Origin of the sequence: Planotetraspora phitsanulokensis, from assembly GCF_016863295.1 — a bacterium.
Lineage (GTDB): Bacteria > Actinomycetota > Actinomycetes > Streptosporangiales > Streptosporangiaceae > Planotetraspora > Planotetraspora phitsanulokensis.
The window spans coordinates 183,121-203,239 of the sequence record NZ_BOOP01000011.1; the positions used below are offsets into that span (position 1 = coordinate 183,121).

18 protein-coding genes are annotated in these 20,119 nt (G+C 70.6%); 5 read left to right on the plus strand and 13 right to left on the minus strand.

Annotated features, from left to right (window positions below; genetic code table 11):
* Nucleotides 1-29: 29 nt before the first annotated feature.
* From Pph01_RS15115 to Pph01_RS15130, 4 genes are all read right to left on the minus strand, one after another.
* The gene (locus tag Pph01_RS15115) at nt 30-263 is read right to left on the minus strand and encodes a DUF8836 family protein (RefSeq protein WP_203882018.1); all 234 of its coding nucleotides are present in this window, start codon (nt 261-263) and stop codon (nt 30-32) included.
* Between the two features lie 18 nt (nt 264-281).
* Nucleotides 282-1,031 carry a sulfite exporter TauE/SafE family protein gene (locus Pph01_RS15120; RefSeq protein ID WP_204073703.1) on the minus strand — a complete coding sequence of 250 codons (750 nt, stop codon included), beginning with the start codon at nt 1,029-1,031 and terminating at the stop codon, nt 282-284.
* A gap of 81 nt (nt 1,032-1,112) precedes the next feature.
* Nucleotides 1,113-2,057: an SPFH domain-containing protein gene (locus Pph01_RS15125; protein WP_204073704.1), complete on the minus strand. Its 945-nt coding sequence runs from the start codon at nt 2,055-2,057 to the stop codon at nt 1,113-1,115.
* Nucleotides 2,058-2,148: 91 nt separating this feature from the next.
* On the minus strand, nt 2,149-2,937 hold the full coding sequence (locus tag Pph01_RS15130; protein WP_204073705.1) for an ABC transporter ATP-binding protein: 789 nt from the start codon (nt 2,935-2,937) through the stop codon (nt 2,149-2,151).
* Nucleotides 2,938-3,000: 63 nt separating this feature from the next.
* On the opposite strand from Pph01_RS15130, the gene Pph01_RS15135 reads away from it, so the two are divergent.
* A complete protein-coding gene (locus tag Pph01_RS15135; RefSeq protein ID WP_239116704.1) occupies nt 3,001-3,732 on the plus strand; it encodes an Rv1486c family protein in 732 nt (243 codons plus the stop codon).
* Here Pph01_RS15135 and Pph01_RS15140 read toward each other — a convergent pair whose 3' ends face one another.
* Complete coding sequence (locus Pph01_RS15140; RefSeq protein WP_204073706.1) at nt 3,733-4,350, minus strand: response regulator; 618 nt, start codon at nt 4,348-4,350, stop codon at nt 3,733-3,735. It abuts the gene before it with no gap.
* Nucleotides 4,347-5,495: a GAF domain-containing sensor histidine kinase gene (locus Pph01_RS15145; protein ID WP_204073707.1), complete on the minus strand. Its 1,149-nt coding sequence runs from the start codon at nt 5,493-5,495 to the stop codon at nt 4,347-4,349. Before Pph01_RS15145 ends, Pph01_RS15140 begins: the two co-directional genes overlap by 4 nt.
* 122 nt (nt 5,496-5,617) lie before the next feature.
* On the opposite strand from Pph01_RS15145, the gene Pph01_RS15150 reads away from it, so the two are divergent.
* Together Pph01_RS15150 and Pph01_RS15155 are read left to right on the plus strand one after the other, a co-directional pair.
* Nucleotides 5,618-6,301, plus strand: a complete 684-nt coding sequence (locus Pph01_RS15150; protein ID WP_204073708.1) for an SDR family NAD(P)-dependent oxidoreductase — start codon at nt 5,618-5,620, stop codon at nt 6,299-6,301.
* Entirely contained in the window at nt 6,298-7,305 is a 1,008-nt protein-coding gene (locus Pph01_RS15155) for an S-adenosylmethionine:tRNA ribosyltransferase-isomerase (protein WP_204073709.1), read from the plus strand. The genes Pph01_RS15150 and Pph01_RS15155 overlap by 4 nt, the downstream gene beginning before the upstream one ends.
* A 13-nt stretch (nt 7,306-7,318) precedes the next feature.
* Here Pph01_RS15155 and Pph01_RS15160 read toward each other — a convergent pair whose 3' ends face one another.
* On the minus strand, nt 7,319-8,221 hold the full coding sequence (locus Pph01_RS15160) for a lysophospholipid acyltransferase family protein (RefSeq protein ID WP_204073710.1): 903 nt from the start codon (nt 8,219-8,221) through the stop codon (nt 7,319-7,321).
* Complete coding sequence (locus tag Pph01_RS15165; protein ID WP_239116705.1) at nt 8,218-8,934, minus strand: GNAT family N-acetyltransferase; 717 nt, start codon at nt 8,932-8,934, stop codon at nt 8,218-8,220. Before Pph01_RS15165 ends, Pph01_RS15160 begins: the two co-directional genes overlap by 4 nt.
* Before the next feature lie 140 nt (nt 8,935-9,074).
* Here Pph01_RS15165 and serB point away from each other — a divergent pair, with 140 nt between their 5' ends.
* Nucleotides 9,075-10,298: a phosphoserine phosphatase SerB gene (serB, locus tag Pph01_RS15170; RefSeq protein ID WP_204073712.1), complete on the plus strand. Its 1,224-nt coding sequence runs from the start codon at nt 9,075-9,077 to the stop codon at nt 10,296-10,298.
* A 118-nt stretch (nt 10,299-10,416) separates the two neighbouring features.
* Here serB and Pph01_RS15175 read toward each other — a convergent pair whose 3' ends face one another.
* From Pph01_RS15175 to Pph01_RS15195, 5 genes are all read right to left on the minus strand, one after another.
* Nucleotides 10,417-12,495 (minus strand): FUSC family protein, encoded by a 2,079-nt coding sequence (locus Pph01_RS15175; RefSeq protein ID WP_204073713.1) that lies wholly within the window; start codon nt 12,493-12,495, stop codon nt 10,417-10,419.
* A gap of 90 nt (nt 12,496-12,585) precedes the next feature.
* A complete protein-coding gene (locus Pph01_RS15180; RefSeq protein ID WP_239116706.1) occupies nt 12,586-13,041 on the minus strand; it encodes a SixA phosphatase family protein in 456 nt (151 codons plus the stop codon).
* A 270-nt stretch (nt 13,042-13,311) separates the two neighbouring features.
* Entirely contained in the window at nt 13,312-15,645 is a 2,334-nt protein-coding gene (locus Pph01_RS15185) for a sodium-translocating pyrophosphatase (protein WP_204073714.1), read from the minus strand.
* An 872-nt stretch (nt 15,646-16,517) separates the two neighbouring features.
* Entirely contained in the window at nt 16,518-16,949 is a 432-nt protein-coding gene (locus Pph01_RS15190; RefSeq protein ID WP_204073715.1) for an ATP-binding protein, read from the minus strand.
* 16 nt (nt 16,950-16,965) lie between these two features.
* Entirely contained in the window at nt 16,966-17,316 is a 351-nt protein-coding gene (locus Pph01_RS15195) for an STAS domain-containing protein (protein WP_203881757.1), read from the minus strand.
* 147 nt (nt 17,317-17,463) lie between these two features.
* Here Pph01_RS15195 and Pph01_RS42765 point away from each other — a divergent pair, with 147 nt between their 5' ends.
* Nucleotides 17,464-20,064 carry a DEAD/DEAH box helicase gene (locus tag Pph01_RS42765; protein WP_239116707.1) on the plus strand — a complete coding sequence of 867 codons (2,601 nt, stop codon included), beginning with the start codon at nt 17,464-17,466 and terminating at the stop codon, nt 20,062-20,064.
* Nucleotides 20,065-20,119: the final 55 nt, after the last annotated feature.

Consider the following 20,119-nt stretch of genomic DNA (forward strand, 5'->3'; position numbering starts at 1 on the left):
CCGACCCTCGCCCAGCTGCCGAGCCGCCCTCAGACCTCGTCCGGCTTCGGGCCGTCCGCGGGGTGCTCGACCAGTGCGAGGATCCTGGAGGACATGAATCGCGCCGTGCGTACCTGCGTGCCCGTCCTGGTCACCTCACTGACCTCGACGATGCCCCGGCCCGTGCTGATCTCGACGCGGCGGCCCGCCCTGGTCGCGATCACTTCGTAGGTGCGCGGGGTGCCCCCCGCATCAATGACGATCTCCACCCAGTCGCCCTTCATAAGGGCATACATACCCTTTTACGACAACAGCTTCACTATCGCGACAGCGCCGACGCACACGATGAAGCCGCGAAGCAGGGCCGGGGGGAGCCTGCGTCCCACGCGGGCGCCGAAGAACCCGCCCACGGCCGAGCCGACCGCCACCAGCACCACCGCGAGCCAGTTCACGTCCGCCACCAGGATGAACAGCGCCGCGGCGGTCGTGTTGACCAGCAGGGACAGCAGGTTCTTGGCGGCGTTGATCCGCTGCAGGTGCTCGTCCAGGAACACGCCGAGCAGTCCGATCAGCACGATCCCCTGCGCGGCGCCGAAATAGCCCCCGTAGACGCCCGCGAGCAGGACGCCGAGCCACAACCAGGGCCCTCCGTGGGGATGCGGCGTCCGCCGGCCGGTCAGCCACCCGCTCAGCTTCGGCTGAAGCAGCACCAGGACGCAGGCCACCGCGATGAGGACGGTCACGATGACGGGGAAGGCGGCCTCGGGCAGGTTGAGGAGCAGCAGCCCGCCCGTCAGCGATCCCAGCACGGAAGCGGCGCCCAGCCGGATCAGCCGGCTCCGCTGGCCCTTCAGTTCGGCGCGGTAGCCCAGCACACCGGTGACGCCCCCGGGTACCAGCCCGATGTTGTTGGACACGTTGGCCACAATGGGCGGAACGCCCACGGCCAGCAATGTCGGAAATGTGATCAGTGACCCCGACCCCACCACTGCGTTGATCGCACCGGCCCCAATGCCGGCCGCGAACACGGCGGCGGCGTCCAACGGCGTCAAAAGCACTACTCCCTCGTACGGCTAACGCCTGATCGTAGGCGTCAAGCCGCACGGGATCGCGCGCGCCCCCTGATCGCCGCCTCAGCCGGCGGGGGTCGAGCCGTTCTGGTCGGTATGCGTCTGGTCCTTCGGCGCGGAGAACAGGCCGCCGAGGTTCTCGATGACCTTGTTCATCTCCGAGGGGACGATCCAGACCTTGTTGGCGTCGCCCTTGGCGATCTCGGGGAGCGTCTGGAGGTACTGGTAGGCCAGCAGCCGCTGGTCGGGCTTGCCCTCATGGATGGCGCGGAAGACCATCGCGATGGCGTCCGCCTGCCCCTTGGCCCGCATGGCCTGGGCCTCCGCGTCGGCCTGGGCGCGGAGCACGACGGCCTCCGCCTCCCCCTTGGCCTTGAGCACGGCCGATTCGCGCTGCCCCTGCGCGGTGAGGATGGCGGACTGCTTCTGGCCCTCGGCGGACAGGATCGCGGCCCGCTTGTCGCGGTCGGCCCGCATCTGCTTCTCCATCGAGTCCTGGATCGAGGCCGGTGGGTCGATGGCCTTGAGCTCCACGCGGTTGACCCGGATGCCCCACTTGCCGGTGGCGTCGTCGAGCACGCCGCGCAACTCGGTGTTGATCTCCTCACGGGAGGTCAGCGTGCGCTCCAGGTCCATCCCGCCGACGACGTTGCGCAGGGTCGTCACGGTCAGCTGCTCGACGGCGACGATGAAGCTCGCGATCTCGTAGGTCGCCGCCTTCGGGTCGGTGACCTGGAAGTAGATGACCGTGTCGATCGAGACGACCAGGTTGTCCGAGGTGATCACCGGTTGGGGCGGGAACGTGACGACCTGTTCACGCAGATCCACCTCGACCTTGATCCGATCGATGAAGGGGATCACCAACGTGAGGCCCGCCTGGAGGGTCCGGTGATAGCGGCCGAAACGTTCCACGATGCAGGCGGTCGCCTGGGGAACGATCCGGATCGTCCTGACCAGCGCGAGTCCAATGACGGCCACCGCGACTACGCCGAAGATGAGCAGACCCATCCGACACTCCAGTCTGTGAACCCTGACTGGAGGATATGTCGTTTTGGCTTTACGCGTGGATTAAGCGGCGATGTCGGAGAGTTGGGGGATCTCAGTACGTCCGGGCGTACCAGCGGCCCGTCATGCTCCGCTCCAGCGCCAGGGGCACGCCGAACGTGTGGGAGAGGTTGTCGGACGTCATCACGGACTCGATCGGGCCCTGGGCGACCGCGGAGCCGTGGCGGAGCAGCATCGCATGGGTGAACCCGGCGGGGATCTCCTCGACGTGGTGGGTGACCAGGACCATCGTCGGTGCCTTGGAGTCCTGGGCCAGGGTGCCGAGCCGGCGTACCAGATCCTCCCGGCCGGCCACGTCGAGCCCGGCCGCGGGCTCGTCCAGCAGCAGTAACTCGGGGTCGGGCATGAGGGCCCTGGCGATCTGGACACGCTTGCGTTCCCCCTCGGAGAGGGTCGCGAAGCGGCGGCGGATCAGGTGGGCGCAGCCGAACTGGTCGATCAGCTCGACCGCCCGGGTCACGTCGTTGGAGTCGTACTCCTCCGTCCACCGGCCGAGGATCGCGTAGGAGGCGGTGAGCACGAGGTCGATGACCTTCTCGTCCGGCGGCACCCGCTCGGCGAGCGCGGAGCTGGCCAGTCCGATCCTCGTCCGCAGTTCGAAGACGTCCACCTGGCCGAGCCGTTCGCCGAGAACGTCCACCGAGCCCTCTGTGGGGTACATCAGCGCACCCGCCACCTGGAGCAACGTGGTCTTGCCCGCACCGTTGGGACCGATGATCACCCAGCGCTCGTCCTCGCGCACGGTCCAGTCGATTCCGCGCAGCAGCGCCGCTCCATCTCGGCGGACGGCCACGTCCTGAAACCGAAGCACCTGACCGCCCATGTGGACCCCCTCCCGTGAATGCTCCACCAACTATGACAGGCCCGAACACTTATCGTGGATCGGGTGCGCATCGATTCACCGATCTCCGCCACCCTCGTTTCGTGGGGCAACGCCTGGCTGGCCGGCCACGTCGGTCTCGACGAGGCCGCCGACCGCGTCGAGCGGGCGGCGGGCCCCCAAGTGGTGGCCGACGACGCGGGCGAGACCACGCTCCGCGCCTTCCTCGTGGACCAGCGGATAGAGGGGCTCGGCTCCTTCCGGCTGGCCCTCCCGATCCCCGGAGACCCCCTCGGACTGACCGGACCCCCCGCTTTCAACGGCTCCGCCATCGACGCCGGCCAGGCCGTGGTGGCCGTCTACCCAGGGCGCTGCCTCGGTCTCGTGCCCGCCGAAGACAGAAGGGGATCGTCCTACTCGGGCATCCGCTGGACCGCGTGCGAGGCCTCGGCCGCCGTGCCGAGCCTTCCGTCGCTCGCCGAGGCCGAGCAGGCGTTGTCGGCGGCCATGCGGTCGGCCACCGAGGCGCTGCTCGGCGTCGACGGGCCGGCCCAGGGCTTCCCGGCGCTCGACACGGTCGACGACGCCCTCGCCCCCGGATATCCGGGCCGGGCGCACCGGGTCGGCGCCCTCTCCGCCCGGCTCGCCCTCGCCCTGCGCCTGGCCGACGAGCGCGGCCTCACGTCGGGGCAGCTCGCGACGCGCGGTGATGCCCTCCGCGAGCTCGACAGGGCCGTACGGCGGGCCCGGGTGGCCGCCCACCACGCCATCGTCGAGTCCGGCCAGCCGCAGACCTAGCTACGCGAGGCCGTGCCTGACGGCGTAGAGGGCGGCCTGGGTCCTGTCCTGGACGCCGAGCTTCATCAGGACGTTGGACACGTGGGTCTTCACGGTCTTCTCGGCCACGACGAGGTGGCGGGCGATCTCCCGGTTGGAACAGCCCGTCGCGATCAACCGGAGTACCTCGAGCTCCCGCTCCGTCAGGACGGCCACGGCGTCCGTCGCGGGGGCCTGGCCGGTCAGCATGGCCACGGCGGCCTCCGGAGCCAGGAGGACCTGCCCGCCGTGTACGGCCCTGATGGCCTGGACGAGCGCGGCCGGGTCGACGTCCTTGTAGAGGAAGCCCGACGCGCCCGCCCGCATCGCAGGAGCCACGTCGACCGGGTCGCTCACCGAGGTCAGGACGATCACCCGGACGCCGAGGCCGCCCAGCCGCCCCAGGGCCCCGAGGCCGTCGAGGACGGGCATCCTGAGGTCGAGCAGCAGCACGTCGGGCGTGAGGGACTCGGCCATCGCCACCGCCTCCTCCCCGTCGGCGGCCTCCCCGATCACAGTCAGGTCGTCCTGGACGTCCAGGAACGTGCGCAGGCCCTGCCGTACGACGGGGTGGTCGTCGGCGATCAGCACGCGGATCACGTGGGCACCTCCAAGCGGATCATCGTGCCGTGGCCGGGCCGCGAGTCCACGGCGAGCGACCCGCCGGCGGCCTCGGCGCGCTCGTTCATCGAGGCGAGGCCCAGCCCGCGCCCGCCGGTCTCGTCGAACCCCTTCCCGTCGTCGCTCACCTCGAGCACCAGCCTCGGCGGGTCGTGCGAGAGCCGTACGGCGATGCTCTCGGCGGCGGCGTGCCGCAGGGCGTTGTGCAGCGCCTCCTGCGCGACCCTGAAGACGGCGATCTCCGTCAGCGCCGGCAGGTCGCCGGGCTCGTCGCCGGCGAACGTGAACGCGACCGAGACGGGATGCAGGCGACCGAGCAGGTCGGCGTGCTTGCGGAGGGTCTCGACGAGCCCGTGCCTGTCGAGCTCGGCCGGGCGGAGCTCGACGATCACCGCGCGCAGCTCGGCCAGCGCCTCCCCGGCCATCCGCTCCACCTGCTCGATCTCCCTCGCCGCGCGTTCCGGGTCGGACCGCATCAGCGACACGGCCGCCCTCGCCGTGAGACGGAGTGAGAACAACTTCTGGCTGACGGAGTCATGGAGATCGCGGGCCACACGGGTCCGCTCCTCGATCACCGTCAGCTCCCGGCCGCGCTCGTACAGGCGGGCGTTGATGAGCGCGATGGCGGCGTGGGCGGCGAACATCGTGAGGAGTTCCTCGTCGGCCGCGGTGAACCCTCCCGGCACCCTCTTGTTCGACAGGAAGATGATCCCCAGCACCTGCTCGCCGTCCCGGATCGGCACACCGAGGAAGTCCTTGAGCACGGGATGGGCCCGGGGCCAGTACTCGAACCTGGGGTCCCTGCGGATGTCGGGGAGCCGCACGGGCGCGCCTTCGCGGAGCATCGCCCCGAGCATGCCGTGCTGCCGCGGCGTCGGACCGATGGCCTCCCACTGCTCGTCAGTGATCCCCTCGGCGACGAACTCGGCGAACGCGCCCTGGTCGTCCGGCACGCCCAGCGCCGCGTAGCGGGCGTCCAGAAGCCGCGCCGCCGACCGCACGATGACCTGGAGCACCTCACGGACGGACAGGTGCCGGGTGACGGCCAGCACGGCCGAACTGACGGCGTGCAGCACGGCGTCCCGGCCGGGCGCGGCCGCGGTCTCGGTGGTTTCCTCCGGCACCCGACCACCCTAAGCGGTGAGCACGCCGTGGGCCTCGGCCGTCGGCCCTAGGCCCATCTGCCGACCCTGGGCCCGGTCCACGGCCCGATGTGCGGCCCGCGCCCCGTTTTTAGCGTGAGGCCATGAAGACAGCACTCATCACCGGAGCCTCCCGAGGACTGGGACTGGCCCTCGCCAAGGCTCTCGCCGAAGACGGCTGGTCCCTGATCCTCACCGCGAGAGGCGAGGAGGACCTGTTCTCGGCGGCCTTCGACCTCAACGCCCAGGCCATCGCCGGAGACGTCACCGATCCCGCGCACGTCGCCAGGCTGGCGGCCGCCGCACCGGAGCTGGACCTGCTGGTCAACAACGCCAGCGATCTCGGCCCCGTCCCCCTGCCTCCGCTGTCCTGCCTCCCGCTCGACGCGCTGCGCCGGCTCTTCGAGACCAACGTGATCGCGCCTCTCGCGCTCGTCCAGGCGACGCTGCCCGTCCTTCGCAGGAGGAAGGGGGCGGTGCTCGGCATCTCGTCGGACGCCGCCGTAGAGGCATACGAGGGCTGGGGAGGCTACGGCGCCACGAAGGCCGCCCTGGACCAGATGTCCCACGTCCTCGCCGCCGAGGAGCGGGATCTCGCGGTCTGGTGGGTCGATCCGGGCGAGATGAGCACCCGCATGCTCGCCGACGCGGTCGGCCCCGAGGAGGCCGCCTCGGCCGCGTCCCCCGACTCCGTCGCCGCCACGCTCGCCAGGCTCGTCACGATCCGCCCCGAAAGCGGGCGCTTCACCAAGGAGGCGCTCGCCGTCACGACAGGAGCACGCGAATGAATCCGGGGACCGTCGATTTCGCCCTTCCGCCCGTCAGCGAGGCACACGAACCGCCCGAAGCACGCGGCCTCCGGCGGGACGGGGTGCGCCTGCTCGTCTCCCGGCGCGACACCGGGGAGATCACCCATCACACCTTCGCCGACCTGCCGGCAATCCTCTCCCCCGGCGACCTGATCGTCGTCAACAACTCCGCGACCCTGGCCGCGGCCGTCCGGCTCGACCGGCTCGCGGTCCACTTCTCCGGCACGACGCCGTCCGGTGACTGGCTGGTCGAGCTCCGGCGCCTGACGGCCACCTCCACCGCGCCCTACCTCGGCGGCGCTCCCGGGGAGTGGCTGCCCCTTCCCGGCGGAGCGACCCTGCGGCTGATCGCACAGCACACGCCCCGGCTGTGGCGGGCCCGTCTCGATCGCGACGTCCAGGCGTACCTGCGGGAGCACGGGGTGCCCATCCGCTACTCCTACGTCAGGCGGGACTGGCCCATCTCGGACTACCAGACGGTGTTCGGCGTGGAGCCGGGCAGCGCGGAGATGCCGAGCGCCGGACGCCCGTTCACGGCCGAACTCGTGGCGGGCCTCGTCTCCAGGGGCGTCGCCGTCGCCCCCATCACCCTCCACACGGGCGTGGCGTCGCCGGAGAAGGACGAACCGCCCTACCCCGAGTGGTTCTCCGTCCCGCGGCGTACGGCCGACCTGGTGCGTCTCACGCGCGAGACCGGGGGGCGGGTCGTCGCCGTCGGGACCACCGTCGTACGCGCACTGGAGTCGGCCGCACTGGACGGCCCGGTCCAAGCGGCCGAGGGATGGACGTCACACGTCGTCACGCCGGCCGGAGGCGTCCGAGTGGTCGACGGCCTGATCACCGGGCTGCACGAGCCCCGGTCGAGCCACCTGATGATGTTGTCGGCGATCGCCGGCGAACCGCTGCTCTCCCGCTCCTACAGGGCCGCTCTGGACGAGGGCTACCTGTGGCACGAGTTCGGTGACGCGCACCTGATCGTCTGACCCTCAGGCGGCGCTACGCGGCCAGTGACTGCGGGCGCGTCTCCACGACCCCCGCGCGGACCTGCGCCTCGGCGATCCTCGCGAGAGTCTTCCTCGCGCGGCGCGGCTCGCAGCCGCGGGGCACCTGGACGCCGGGGAAGAACGTGACCTCCACGACCAGGCCCTTGATGGCGACGACCCGCATGATGGACGCGATCAGCGAGTCATCGCCGACGTAGGACGGCCCGGTCGACAGCTCCTCACCCTGCCGGAACCGCAGCGCCATCGGCCGGACGGGCACGCCCGCGTCGATGGCCGCCTGGAACACGGCACGCCGGAACGTGCCCATCTCGCGCCCGCACCACGTGGTCCCCTCGGGGAAGGCGCACACCGTGTCACCGTCGCGCAGGGCGGCGGCGACGGCGTCGATCGCCTGAGGCAGGGCGGACAGGCGGTTCCGGTCGATGAACAGCGCACCGCCGCCCGTCGCCAGGGCCCCGATGATCGGCCACTCGGCGATCTCGCTCTTCGCCAGCAGCCTGCAGGGGGTGATGGCGGCGATCACGATCGGGTCGAGCCAGGAGATGTGGTTGCCGACGAGCAGCGTCCCGCCCTCCCCCTCGGGGACGGCGCGGGCCTCAAGGGAGCCCCCGACGAACGCGAACCCCCGCCGGGCCTCGATCTTGATCCCCAGTGCCCTGATCAGCATCCGCGACCACGCCATGGTGAACCGCTTGCGCACCGCCGTACCGCTCAGGCGGGCGACGAGGGCCAGCGGGATGCCCGAGACGATGACGGCGAGCGCGCCCAGCACCCGGGCGGCCCGCCGCAGCGGACCCGCCACCGCGCCGGGCTGGTCCATGCACTCGCTCGGCGTGCAGGGAGAGACCGGGAACCACGGCGAGGTGGTCACCGGCAGATGGACGATGTTGCTCACAGCATGTCTCCCAGGAAGTGCCGCAGGTAGCGCATGTCGACGTCGGCCATCGACAACAGAATGAGGAAGTCCGCGCTGCGGAAGTCGGGGTCGTGGGCGGGGGCACCGCAGACCCAGGATCCAAGCCGCAGGTAGCCGCGCAGCAGGGGCGGCAGCACGAACCGGTCGGGCAGCGGCGCGCCGGTGCTCTTCCACGGGTTGCGAGGGGTGACGCGGTACTGCTCCGGGCCGAGAGGCACCCGGTCGAGCACCCCGCCGGCCACGGCGCCGCCGTCGTCGAGGGGGACCGAGCAGCAACCGGTCAGGTAGCCGTACCCGCCGTCCACCATGTAGCGGGCGATCCCGGCCCACATGAGGCCGACGACCGCGCCCGCGCGGTGGTCCGGGTGCACGCAGGTGCGGCCCACCTCGACGAGGTTGCCCCGGATGCCCGCGAGATTGCCGAGGTCGAACTCGGCGTCCGAGTACAGCCGGTCCGACCGTCCCGGCGGCAGGAGACGGTAGGTTCCCACGACGTCGTCGCCTTCGCGTACCAGCAGGTGATCGCAGTACGCGTCGAATCCGTCGACGTCGAGCCCGCTCACCGGGGAATCGAGGACGGCGCCCATCTCCTGGGCGAACACCTCGTACCGCAGGCGCTGGGCGGCTCTCACGTCGGCGGCGCTCTCCGCGAGCCCGACGGTGTAACGACCGGTTTCAATGGAGATCGTCATGGGCGCGTCCTTCCTCAAGGTCTCCGGGACCATGACGTCATGCCGAAATGACTGTGATCTCTCACACGTGCGGCAGTGAGGCGTCCGCATGGTGAACCTCGTGCACAGCCGGGAGGCTTCGCCCAGTAACCTCAAACAACGTGAACCAGCGCACGCTCCTGATCACGCTCACCGGTCCGGATCGCCCAGGTGTCACCTCGCGGCTTTTCACCGTCCTGGCCGGGTTTCCCGTGACGGTCGCCGACGTGGAACAGGTCGTCATCCGCGGGCGCCTGACGCTCGGCGTCCTGGTCGCCTACGCCGGGGGACCTTCCACGGGCACCGGCGGCACGATCGGCGGGCTCTGGACCGCCGTCGAGCAGGTCGCCGCCGACCTCGACATGGACCTGGAGATCGCGACCGGCACCGCGTCGCAGGAGAAGCGGCGGCGGGGCCGGCTGCACGTCACCGTGCTCGGCGCGCCCCTGCTGCCCGCCGCCATGGCCGGAATCGCCGGGCGGGTGGCGGCGAGCGGCGCCAACATCGACCGGATCGAGCGGTTGTCCAGCTACCCCGTCACCTGCATCGAGATGGCGGTCTCCGGCGCCGATCCGCAGGCCCTGCGCGCGGAGCTGTCCGCCGAGGCGGCACTGCAGAAGGTCGACGTGGCCGTCCAGCGCAGCGGACTCAACCGCCGCGCCAAGAGGCTCATCGTCATGGACGTCGACTCCACCCTGATCCAGGGGGAGGTCATCGAGCTGCTCGCCCGGCACGCCGGTTGCCTCGACGAGGTCGCGCGGGTCACCGAGGAGGCCATGCGGGGCGAGCTCGACTTCGCCGAGTCGCTGGTCCGGCGCGTGGCCCTGCTCGAAGGGCTGTCTGAGCAGATCTTCGAGAAGGTCGTCAAGGAGGTGGTCCTCACGCCGGGGGCGCGCACCCTGGTCCGGACGCTCAAGCGCCTCGACTACCGCTTCGCCATCGTCAGCGGCGGCTTCACCCAGATCACCGACGCCCTGGTCGCCGACCTGGGCATCGACTACTCGGCCGCGAACACGCTGGAGGTCGTGGACGGCAGGCTCACCGGCCGGGTGGTCGGCGAGATCGTCGACCGGCCGGGCAAGGCGCGCGCGCTTGAGCGCTTCGCCGCGCAGGCGGGCGTCCCCCTCAGCCAGACGGTGGCGATCGGCGACGGCGCCAACGATCTCGACATGCTCGCCGCCGCCGGCCTCGGCATCGCCTTCAACGCCAAGCCGGTCGTACGGCAGGCGGCCGACACCGCGCTCAACGTGCCCTACCTCGACTCGATCCTGTACCTCCTCGGAATCTCCCGTGACGAGGTGGAGGCCGCCGACGCCGAGGACGGCGTGGCCTCCCGCTGGGACTGAGCGCTGGGACTGAGCTCCGCGACGCACCGCGGGCCCGGATTACCGCCGCCGCTTACCGCCGCCGCGCCAGGGGCGACCGTCTGGGGGCCAGGTCCGTCCCGGAGCGCCTGTACGGCTCTCAGGCGGCCCTCGCGGCCTCGGGCGTCACGTGAGCGAACGCGGACGTCGCGGCGTCGCACAGGCGGACGGTGTCCGCGCCCAGGGACCGTAGAGCCTGGTCGACCGCGGCCGTCCGGACGAGGGCCCGCCGCACCTCGGTACGCGTGTCGCTCGGGTCGGCGTCCAGCTCCGCGAGCCGTCGCTCCGCGAGACGCCCCACCGAGGCGGCCATCACCGCCAGCTCGCAGTCCACGTCGCCCGTGAACTCGAACGGCTCGCTGGTCTGGACGGCCTGCGCCGCCGCCTCCAGCCGCAGCGCCACCGTCTCGAGCACCCCGGGAACGTGGCCTGGATCGCCCGGCTCGTCCCGCAGAACCGAGGTGACGGACATCAGGTCGTCCCTGACCCGCTGGGCGACGTCCACGGCCTCCTCGACGGCGTACGGCGCCGTCCCGCCAGGCTCGTGCGCGATGTAGTCCAGGGACAGGGCCACGGCCTCCGCGTCCAGCCCGGCCTGCCTGATCCTGGTCTCGGCCCTCTCAGCGGACGACTTGCCCCGGCTCACCGCCGCCAGGGTGCGCGCGGCCGCGGCATGGCCCCTGAGCATCCTGACGACCCGGTCGGCCAGCCGCACGGTCTCCCCCCGGGGCCACAGCAGGCGCGTACAGCCGACGGCGATGAGCCCGCCGAGGACGGTCAGCACGATGCGGGACTCCACGACCCCGGTGCCCCCCGGCAACTGGAAGTCGATGAGCAACAACACGCACATGGTCATGAACGTCGACCAGTAGGCCTGATGGACCGACGCCAGCCCGAAGGCGAGCGCCGCGGACACTCCGATCAGCGCGGACAGCCACCAGAGGCTCGGGCCGAAATGGAGGATCCCCACCGTGACGAGCCCGCCCACCGTGCTGCCGCCGATACGCGCCCACACCCGGGCACGCGTCTCGCCGTACGTCGGCTGCAGGGTCACGAGGACGGCGATGACCAGCCAGTGCGGGTGGGGCGGCTTGAACAGCACGATGATCGTGGCGGCGAACGCCGTACCGAGCAGGGCGCGCAGGGCGTGCCTGACCCGGGGGTCGTCGAAGTCGAACGACAGGCGGACCTCCGGAGGCGGTTTGGGCCGCGCCGTGAGGGCGGGGAGCACCATGCGGGTGAAATGAAGCTCCCGGGCGGCCCCCTCAGCCTCCGTCAGGGACTTCCTGACGCGGTCGGCGCAGTGCCCGATCTGCCGCAGCAGAACCAGGACCAGCAGCTCCCGCTCCCCGTGCGGGCGGTCCGCCCGCAGCACGTTCACCCGGGCCTCATAGTCGGGAAGCGGGTCCTCGACGCCGAGCCCCTCACCGATGAAGGAGCGCAGGCTCCGGGCGAGGGAGTGCGTCAGATCCGCCGCACCGACCGTCTCCACGGCCGCGGAAGCTCGTTCATGAAACGCGACGAACATGCCGTGCGCGGCCACCGTCTCGTAGAACACCCGCCGAAGCGCCATGGCCACCTTCTCGGCGGGCCGTGACCGGCGTTGCCACCGGTGCCGGGCGTAGACGACCCGGGCCTCGGCGAGCGAGTCGCCGGCCTTTCGGCGGAGGGCGTCCCAGTCGCCGGGATCGAGCCGCGGATCCGCCGCGGCCTCCATCAGGTCGGCCAGCGCCTCGGCGGTCTGGGACAACGTGACGGTCAGCGGGCGGGCCCGCCGCCACGGCCAGGGAAGGGTGAGCGACATCGCGGCGAACAGGCCGCCGAGCACCTGGAGGCCCGTGTGCGGGAGAGGATCGAGGGGCAGCGGGTTGGCCGCCGTGAGCAGCAGGGTGAGCGCGGGCGTGATGCCGATGCGCCGTACCAGCACGCCGAGGCCGGCGAGCGCCGAGGCGGTCGGCACGATGAGCCAGCCCTCGCCCGAGATGACGATTCCGAGAACGGTGCCCGCCCCGAGCGACGCCACCACGCCGAGCATGAACGTCCTGCTCACCCGCGCCGGGTCGAGAATGGCCCGGCTGGCCACCAGCCACGCGCCCAGCCCGACGGTGGCGCCGCCGATCGGATGCCCGGTGACGACGCCTGCGACCAGGGGGATCACCAGGGAGGCGGCCCCGGTCAACCCGAAGCCGAGCGCGAGCCGGGTATCCGCCGGCCGCAGCGCTCGGACGGTGTTGACGAGCAGTAGGCGCAGATCGTCCTCCTGCCGGGATCAGGGATGGTGCGTGCGGACCAGACGTCCCGCCCCGGGTACGACCTCCTCCCAGGGCGCCGGAAGCTCGATCACGGCGAAGGCCCCCGGTGGGAAACGGTCGTCCTGGGTCCCGGTCAGGCTCAGCACGAGCTCGTGGACTCCGGGGTTGTGCCCCACGAGCACCAGGGTGTCCACCTCGGGATCCGCACGGCGGAGCAGCTCGAGCAGTTCGTCGGAGTAGGCCTCGTAGATGCCCCCCTCGTACTCGATGGGGGCGTCCAGGCCGAGCAGTTCGGCCGTCCGGCGGGTGCGGACGGCCGGGGAGGAAACGACGAGCTCCGGTTCGAGGGGCCTGATCAGGTCACCCGCCTCCCGGGCGTTGCGCTCCCCCCGCGCCGTGAGCCCGCGCTCCCGGTCGGCCAGACCGGCGACGTGCACGGCCTTGGCGTGCCTCACCACGATGAGCGTCTTCACCGGACCGCCTTCTGCGACGCGTTCGTCATGATCGTTCGTAATGATCAGGCTTCGGCGGATGGCGCCGGGGTGGCGGCGACACCCCTGAGCGTCATCCCGCCGCCCATACGGCGAGGCCGACGATCACAGCGAACATCACCAGCATCGCCAGCAGGACCATCGCCAGACCCCGGCCTCCGGAGGGTTCGTCCATAACAGCCCAGTGTATGGAGAGAGGGTCCCCCATGGTCATGGGGGACCCTCTCGTCATGGTTCCGGACGCCGGACGACTCAGCTTCCGACGGGCTGCGGAGCCTGCTTCTCGTGGTCGTTGTCGTCCGCGGCGGGAGCGACGACCGTCCTCCGCTTCGACACGACGACCGCGGTCACGACGACCGCGACGGCGACCACGGTCGCGCCGATGCGGACGGCCGCGTTGTCGGCGTAGGTGACGACTGCCGGAGCGATCAGCAGCGCGACCAGGTTCATCACCTTGATCAGCGGGTTGATCGCCGGGCCGGCGGTGTCCTTGAAGGGGTCGCCCACCGTGTCACCGATGATCGTCGCCTCGTGGGAGGCGGAACCCTTGCCTCCGTGGTGACCGTCCTCGACCAGCTTCTTGGCGTTGTCCCAGGCGCCGCCGGAGTTGGCCAGGAACACCGCCATCAGCGTGCCGGCCGCGATCGCGCCCGCGAGGTAGGCGCCGAGCGGCGCGTACCCGAAGGCGAAACCGACGGCGATCGGGGTGAGCACGGCGAGCAGGCCGGGCGTGGCCAGCTCACGCAGCGAGTCACGGGTGCAGATGTCGACCACGCGGCCGTATTCGGGCAGCTCCGTGCCTTCCATGATCCCCGGTCTGGTACGGAACTGTTCGCGGACCTCGAAGACGACCCGCTCGGCCGCCCGTCCGACGGCGCTGATGGCCAGGCCGGAGAACAGGAAGACCACCGCCGCGCCGATGATCAGACCGACGAGGACGTTGGGCGAGTCGATCGACAGGTTGAAGTTCGCGAACGGGCCCAGCGCGTCCTTGACGCCCTGGCCGGCCGTCGCCAACTGCCCCTCGACCGCCGTGCGGAACGAGCCGAACAGCGCGGTCGCGGCCAGTACGGCCGTCGCGATCGCGATGCCCTTGGTGATGGCCTTGGTGGTGTTGCCGACCGCGTCGAGGGAGGTGAGCACCCGGGCGCCCTCGCCCTCGACGTCGCCGGACATCTCGGCGATGCCCTGAGCGTTGTCGGAGACCGGACCGAAGGTGTCCATGGAGACGATGACGCCGACGGTGGTCAGCAGCCCGGTGCCCGCGAGGGCGACGGCGAACAGGGCCACGGTCACGTTGCCGAAGCCGAGCAGGAACGCCCCGTAGACCGCGCCGCCGATCAGCAGCGCCGAGTAGACCGCGGACTCCAGGCCGACGGAGATGCCGGACAGGATCACGGTGGCCGCGCCGGTGCGAGAGCTCTCGCCGATCTCCCGCACGGGACGGCGGTTGGTCTCGGTGAAGTAGCCCGTGAGGATCTGGATCGCGCTGGCCAGCACGAGGCCGATCAGCACCGCTCCGATGGCGATCAGGCGCGGGTCGGAGCTGAGTCCGGCGATGGCGGGGCTGACCCCGCTCAGCTCGGAGAAGCTCGACGGCAGGTACACGAAGGCCGCGACCGCCACGAGGACGGCCGAGATCGCCGCCGAGATGAAGAAGCCGCGGTTGATCGCCGACATGCCCGACCGGTCGCCGCTGCGCGGCGCGGTCGTGAAGATTCCGATGATGGCGGTGATGACGCCGATCATCGGGACGATCAGCGGGAAGACCAGGCCCTCGGTGCCGAAGGCCGCCTTGCCGAGGATCAGGCTCGCCACGAGCATGACGGCGTACGACTCGAACAGGTCGGCCGCCATGCCGGCGCAGTCGCCGACGTTGTCGCCCACGTTGTCGGCGATGGTGGCCGCGTTGCGCGGGTCGTCCTCGGGGATGCCCTGCTCCACCTTGCCGACGAGGTCGGCGCCGACGTCGGCGGCCTTGGTGAAGATGCCGCCGCCGACACGCATGAACATCGCGAGCAGCGCGGCGCCGAAGCCGAAGCCCTCGAGCACGCTCGGAGCGTCGCTCTTGTAGACGATCACGACGATCGCGGCGCCGAGCAGGCCGAGGCCGACGGTGAACATGCCGGCCACGCCACCGGTGCGGAACGCGATCCGCATCGCGACCTTCTCACCGGACTCGCGGGCGGCGGCCGCCACGCGGACGTTTCCGCGGACCGCCAGCCACATGCCGATGAAACCGGTCAGCGCGGAGAAGACCGCGCCGATCACGAAGAAGACCGAGCGGCCGATGGCCACGCTGGTCGAATCCGCGGGCAACAGGAACAACAGGAATGGAATGATGACGACGAAAACGGCAAGCGTCCGGAACTGCCGTGTCAGATATGCGGCGGCACCCTGCTGTACGGCATGCGCGATGTTCTGCATGCGTTCGGTGCCCTGACCTGCGGCTAGCACCTCTCGCACCAAGCCGCCCGCGACGGCGAGGGCCAACAGGGCCACAGCCGCAACTACGACGACGAGCGTGAGATGGGAACCACTAAGTGCCACCGCTGTGCTTTCGCCAGCGGCTAGATAGGCAGACATCCGTCCTCCTCGGCCAGACGGGTTTGGATCCTGCCCGGAGGGCGCTGCTGCGGTGTACCTGCCGGTCCTAGCGACGCACTTCCGGGTTATTGGCAAGTGCCGCTTCCGGTTGCATCCGCAATACCTTGGCCGGTGCCGGGGAGTCTACGCAGCGACGCCACGGATATGAAGGCCTCTCGCCTCGGTAATTAGGACCACGTCCAGTAATGGAGCAAGCTTTGCCCCGGCCGGTGGTCCTTTTGACCAGGTAAGTCAGGATGTCTGCCTCGCGCGTCACTCCTGTTACGGCGGGCCTTAAATGCGAGATTTCAGACGGCCATAATGGGCTCAATCATCGATGTCCGCCACACTGTCACCAGAAGTGACCGATTCTCCAATTACGGACAGGCCCTTTTTGGGGGTGGATTCCCAGCCCTCGCTGGAGGGGTTCGACGGGGCGCGCAGACCGGCACCTCTCGCTGTGTTACGGGCGGTCCTCGCAGTGCTGCAGGTGCTCCTCGGCGCCGTCAGCAGTGCCCCTACGGTGCTCCGACCGGCCCCCGGAGCCTCTGCCAGGCGCTCGGCCTCATCAGTGCGACTGCCGGCCGGTGCCGGCGCTGAGGTTGCCGGGCGGTGCCTGCGGTGCTGGGCGCTGCGGTTGGCGGACGGTGCCGACGCGGTGCTGGGCGCCGCAGTTGCCGGGCGGTGCGGGTGCTGGGCGGTGCAGGGTGCTCTGCGGGAGCCCGGCGCAGGTCCCCGGTCGAAGGCAGCGTTGCAGGCAGCGGGGAAGGCACCCGTGCGGGGTCGAAACCCGGGGAGGCGTCCGCCGGTCCAGCGGCGGAGGCGTGCGGAAAACCGCCCCCGCTCCCGGGGACGGGCTTACCGCTCACCGGTCAGATCGCTGCGAGTCCGTTGGCCGAGGCGGGCCAGCTCATCCTGATCCGCATGCCCTTGGGGCCGGGCACCACTTCGACGTCGTCCGCCAACCCCGCGATGACCGCGACACCGAGGTCCGCCATCTCGTCGGGCTCGAAGGCGCCGTCGGTCTCCAGGACGTACGGCTTCGGCTCCTCGCTCGGAGCGGCGTCGCTGACGGTCACCTCGAACCGGCCCGCGTCGTCGCGTAACTCGATGCGGACAGGCTCACTCGGGCAGTGAAGGCGATGGGCCTCCACCGCCCGCGAGCACGCCTCTCCGACGGCGAGACGGACCTCGTCCAAGATCGCCTCTGCCACCCCGGTGCGCCGTGCGATGGCCGTCGCGACCAGCCGCGCCGTACGCACGTGAGCCGGCAGGGCGCTGAACGTCAATTCGACGGTGGCCATGTTGGCTCCTCGGCCGTCACTTGTCCCGGCCGTGGGCTTCCTTGGCCTCTTCCACCGAGGCGTAGATGCCGAAGACCTTCGTGAGACCGGTGATCCGGAAGATCTTCAGAATGCGCTCCTGCGTGCAGACGAGTTCGAGTGAACCGTCGTGCGCCCGGACCCGCTTGAGCCCGCCGACCAGCACACCAAGGCCGGTCGAGTCGAGGAAGTCCACCTTCTCCATGTTGACGAGCAGGTGGAAGTTGCCCTTGTTGACCAGGTCGATCAGCAGCTCACGCAGTCTGGGCGCGGTGTAGACATCGATCTCACCCTCGACGTCGACGATGGTGAGACTGTCCTCGGAATGGTGGTCCAACTTCAGATCCACAGATCCTCCAGCGCCGTACTTGCGTAGGTCTCGATGCGGGTCGTGCATCCTGGTAGCCCCAGAACCATGACCCTGACGCGCGGCATTCAACCACGCTCCGACTCCGTGTCTATACGAAATCACGACTCCGGGCGACTCTCCCCGCAGATGGCAAACTGGAAACCAGTGACTCCGATTACTTCTCCCTCGGAACGATCAGGCGCCCTTCTCGGCCGCCTGCTCGCTGTTCCCGCACGCCAGCGGCGTGTCACCCATGTGGAGCATGTTCCAGCACGTCAGGCAGGTCAAGCCCGTTGGCCGGATTGGGCTCCGGAACTCCTGATTACGCGCTTGGAGAACCAGGGCGTCTCCGGCCTCTGGCAGCACCAGCTCGAGGCCGCCGAGCATGTCCACCGTGGCCGAAACGTGATCATCGCCACAGGGACGGCCTCGGGAAAATCCCTGGCCTACCTGGTTCCGGCGGTGACGGAGATCTTCTCCGGCGGCACCGTGCTCTACCTGACCCCGACCAAGGCCCTGGCGGCCGACCAGCTCAGGACGGTCAGAGGGTTGCGGCTGGCCCAGGTGCGCCCGGCCACCTTCGACGGCGACACCCCCGCCGAGGAACGGCAGTGGGTCCGCCAGCACGCGAACTATGTCCTGACAAATCCGGATATGTTGCACCGGTCGATCCTGCCCAGGCATGCGTCGTGGTCGTCTTTCTGGCGACGCCTGCGGCTGGTCGTGGTGGACGAGTGCCACGGCTACCGGGGGGTCTTCGGCTCCCACGTCGCCCAGATCTTGCGCCGGTTGCGCCGCGTGTCCGCCAAATATGGCTCTCGTCCCGTTTTCCTGCTGGCATCGGCGACCGCGAGCGACCCCGCACTCGCGGGAATGCGCCTGACAGGCCTTGAGATGGCCGAGGTGACGACGGACGCCTCTCCTCGGGGTTCGACCACCTTCGCGTTGTGGGAGCCCCCTCTGACCGATCTGCGGGGCGAGGGCGGCGCACCCGTCCGGCGGACGGCGACCGCCGAGGCGGCCGACCTTCTGTCGGATCTCGTGATCGAGGACGTCCGCACACTAGCGTTCGTGCGATCGAGGCGCGCCGCCGAAACGGTCGCACTGACCGCGAGACGCAACCTGGAGGAGATGGAGGCCGTCGACGGGATCGCCCTGCCGCTGGCGGCCGATCTCACGGCTTCAACGCACGACCAGGGGTTCGCCGATCCGGCCGGACGACGGGCCGAGGGGTTCGAGGAGCCCTCCCTGGCTGCCGGTGAGGAACTCGAGGAGCCCGCCCTGCCGTACGGACCGGGCCTGGCGTTCCCTGCGATCGCCGGGGACGGCGGCGGTTCCCACAGGGAGACGCAGCCGAGCCGAACCGGGCGTGAGCACGGCGGCGGCCTTCCCGGCGGAGCTCCGGTGGGCCGCTTGGCCGATCGGGTGGCGGCCTATCGAGCGGGTTATCTGGCCGACGACCGGCGGGTGCTGGAGAAGGCACTGCGTTCGGGAGCCCTGGTGGGCCTGGCGACGACCAACGCTCTCGAACTCGGTGTGGACGTGTCCGGCCTCGACGCCGTCCTCATCGCCGGATGGCCGGGCACCCGCGCCTCCCTCTGGCAGCAGGCGGGCCGGGCCGGGCGCGCGGGTCAGGACGCGCTGGCCGTGCTGATCGCGCGCGACGACCCGCTGGACACCTATCTGGTCCACCACCCGGAGGCGCTGTTCGGCCGTCCGGTGGAGGCCATCGTTCTCGATCCGGACAATCCGTACGTGCTCGCGCCCCATCTCTGCGCCGCCGCCGCGGAGATCCCGATCACCGACGACGACCTCGAGATCTTCGGCCCGGCCGCCCTGGACGCGCTGGATGATCTGGTCGCCCGCGGGCTGCTGCGCCGCCGTACGACCGGATGGTTCTGGACGAGCCGGGACCGGGCCGCCGATCTCGCCGACATCAGGGGATCCGGTGGGAGCCCGATCCAGGTGGTCGAGTCCGGCACCGGGCGGCTCCTCGGCACGGTCGACGAGTCGTCGGCGCACACCACGGTGCACACCGGGGCGGTGTACCTGCACCAGGGTGAGACGTTCGTGGTCGAGGAACTGGAGCTCGACGCCGGCGTCGCCCTGGTGTCCGCGGCCGAGCCCGACTACTCGACCTTCGCCAGGGACGTGACGGACATCCGCGTGATGGAGTCGCTGCGCTCGCAGGCGTTCGGCCCCGGGGAGCTGCATTTCGGCTCCGTGGAGGTCACCCGCCAGGTGGTCTCCTACCTCAAGCGCCGTCACCAGACCGGCGAGATGCTCGGCGAGGAGCCGCTCGACCTGCCGCCCCGGACACTGCGCACGCGCGCGGTCTGGTGGACTCTGCCTTCCGCCGTTCTCACTCCCCTCGTGTCGGACCCGGACGGCAAACCGATCGATCTGGGCGGCGCGGCCCACGCGGCCGAGCACGCGTCGATCGGCCTGCTCCCTCTGTTCGCCACCTGCGACCGCTGGGACATCGGCGGGGTCTCGACCGAGCTCCACCCCGACACGGGCCTGCTCACCGTCTTCGTCTACGACGGCCACGAGGGCGGTGCGGGGTTCGCCGAGCGCGGCTACGCCAAGGCGGCCGACTGGCTCTCGGCCACCCGTGAGGCGATCTCCTCCTGCGAGTGCGAGAGAGGCTGTCCGTCCTGCATCCAGTCGCCCAAGTGCGGGAACGGCAACGAGCCTCTCGACAAGGCCGGCGCCCTCCGCCTCCTCGGCGTGCTGCTGGGCTCCTGATCGGCTCTCTGGCTCAGATGCCGGGCTCCAGGGCTGGTCTCCGATCTGGACTCAG

Bases quoted from the DNA above. Each gene is read 5' to 3' on its own strand.
- Pph01_RS15115 (WP_203882018.1), bottom strand. From the start codon at position 263: ATGAAGGGCGACTGGGTGGAGATCGTCATTGATGCGGGGGGCACCCCG.
- Pph01_RS15125 (WP_204073704.1), bottom strand. From the start codon at position 2,057: ATGGGTCTGCTCATCTTCGGCGTAGTCGCGGTGGCCGTCATTGGACTC.
- Pph01_RS15130 (WP_204073705.1), bottom strand. From the start codon at position 2,937: ATGGGCGGTCAGGTGCTTCGGTTTCAGGACGTGGCCGTCCGCCGAGAT.
- Pph01_RS15150 (WP_204073708.1), top strand. From the start codon at position 5,618: ATGAAGACAGCACTCATCACCGGAGCCTCCCGAGGACTGGGACTGGCC.
- Pph01_RS15155 (WP_204073709.1), top strand. From the start codon at position 6,298: ATGAATCCGGGGACCGTCGATTTCGCCCTTCCGCCCGTCAGCGAGGCA.
- Pph01_RS15165 (WP_239116705.1), bottom strand. From the start codon at position 8,934: ATGACGATCTCCATTGAAACCGGTCGTTACACCGTCGGGCTCGCGGAG.
- Pph01_RS15185 (WP_204073714.1), bottom strand. From the start codon at position 15,645: ATGTCTGCCTATCTAGCCGCTGGCGAAAGCACAGCGGTGGCACTTAGT.
- Pph01_RS15190 (WP_204073715.1), bottom strand. From the start codon at position 16,949: ATGGCCACCGTCGAATTGACGTTCAGCGCCCTGCCGGCTCACGTGCGT.
- Pph01_RS42765 (WP_239116707.1), top strand. From the start codon at position 17,464: ATGGCAAACTGGAAACCAGTGACTCCGATTACTTCTCCCTCGGAACGA.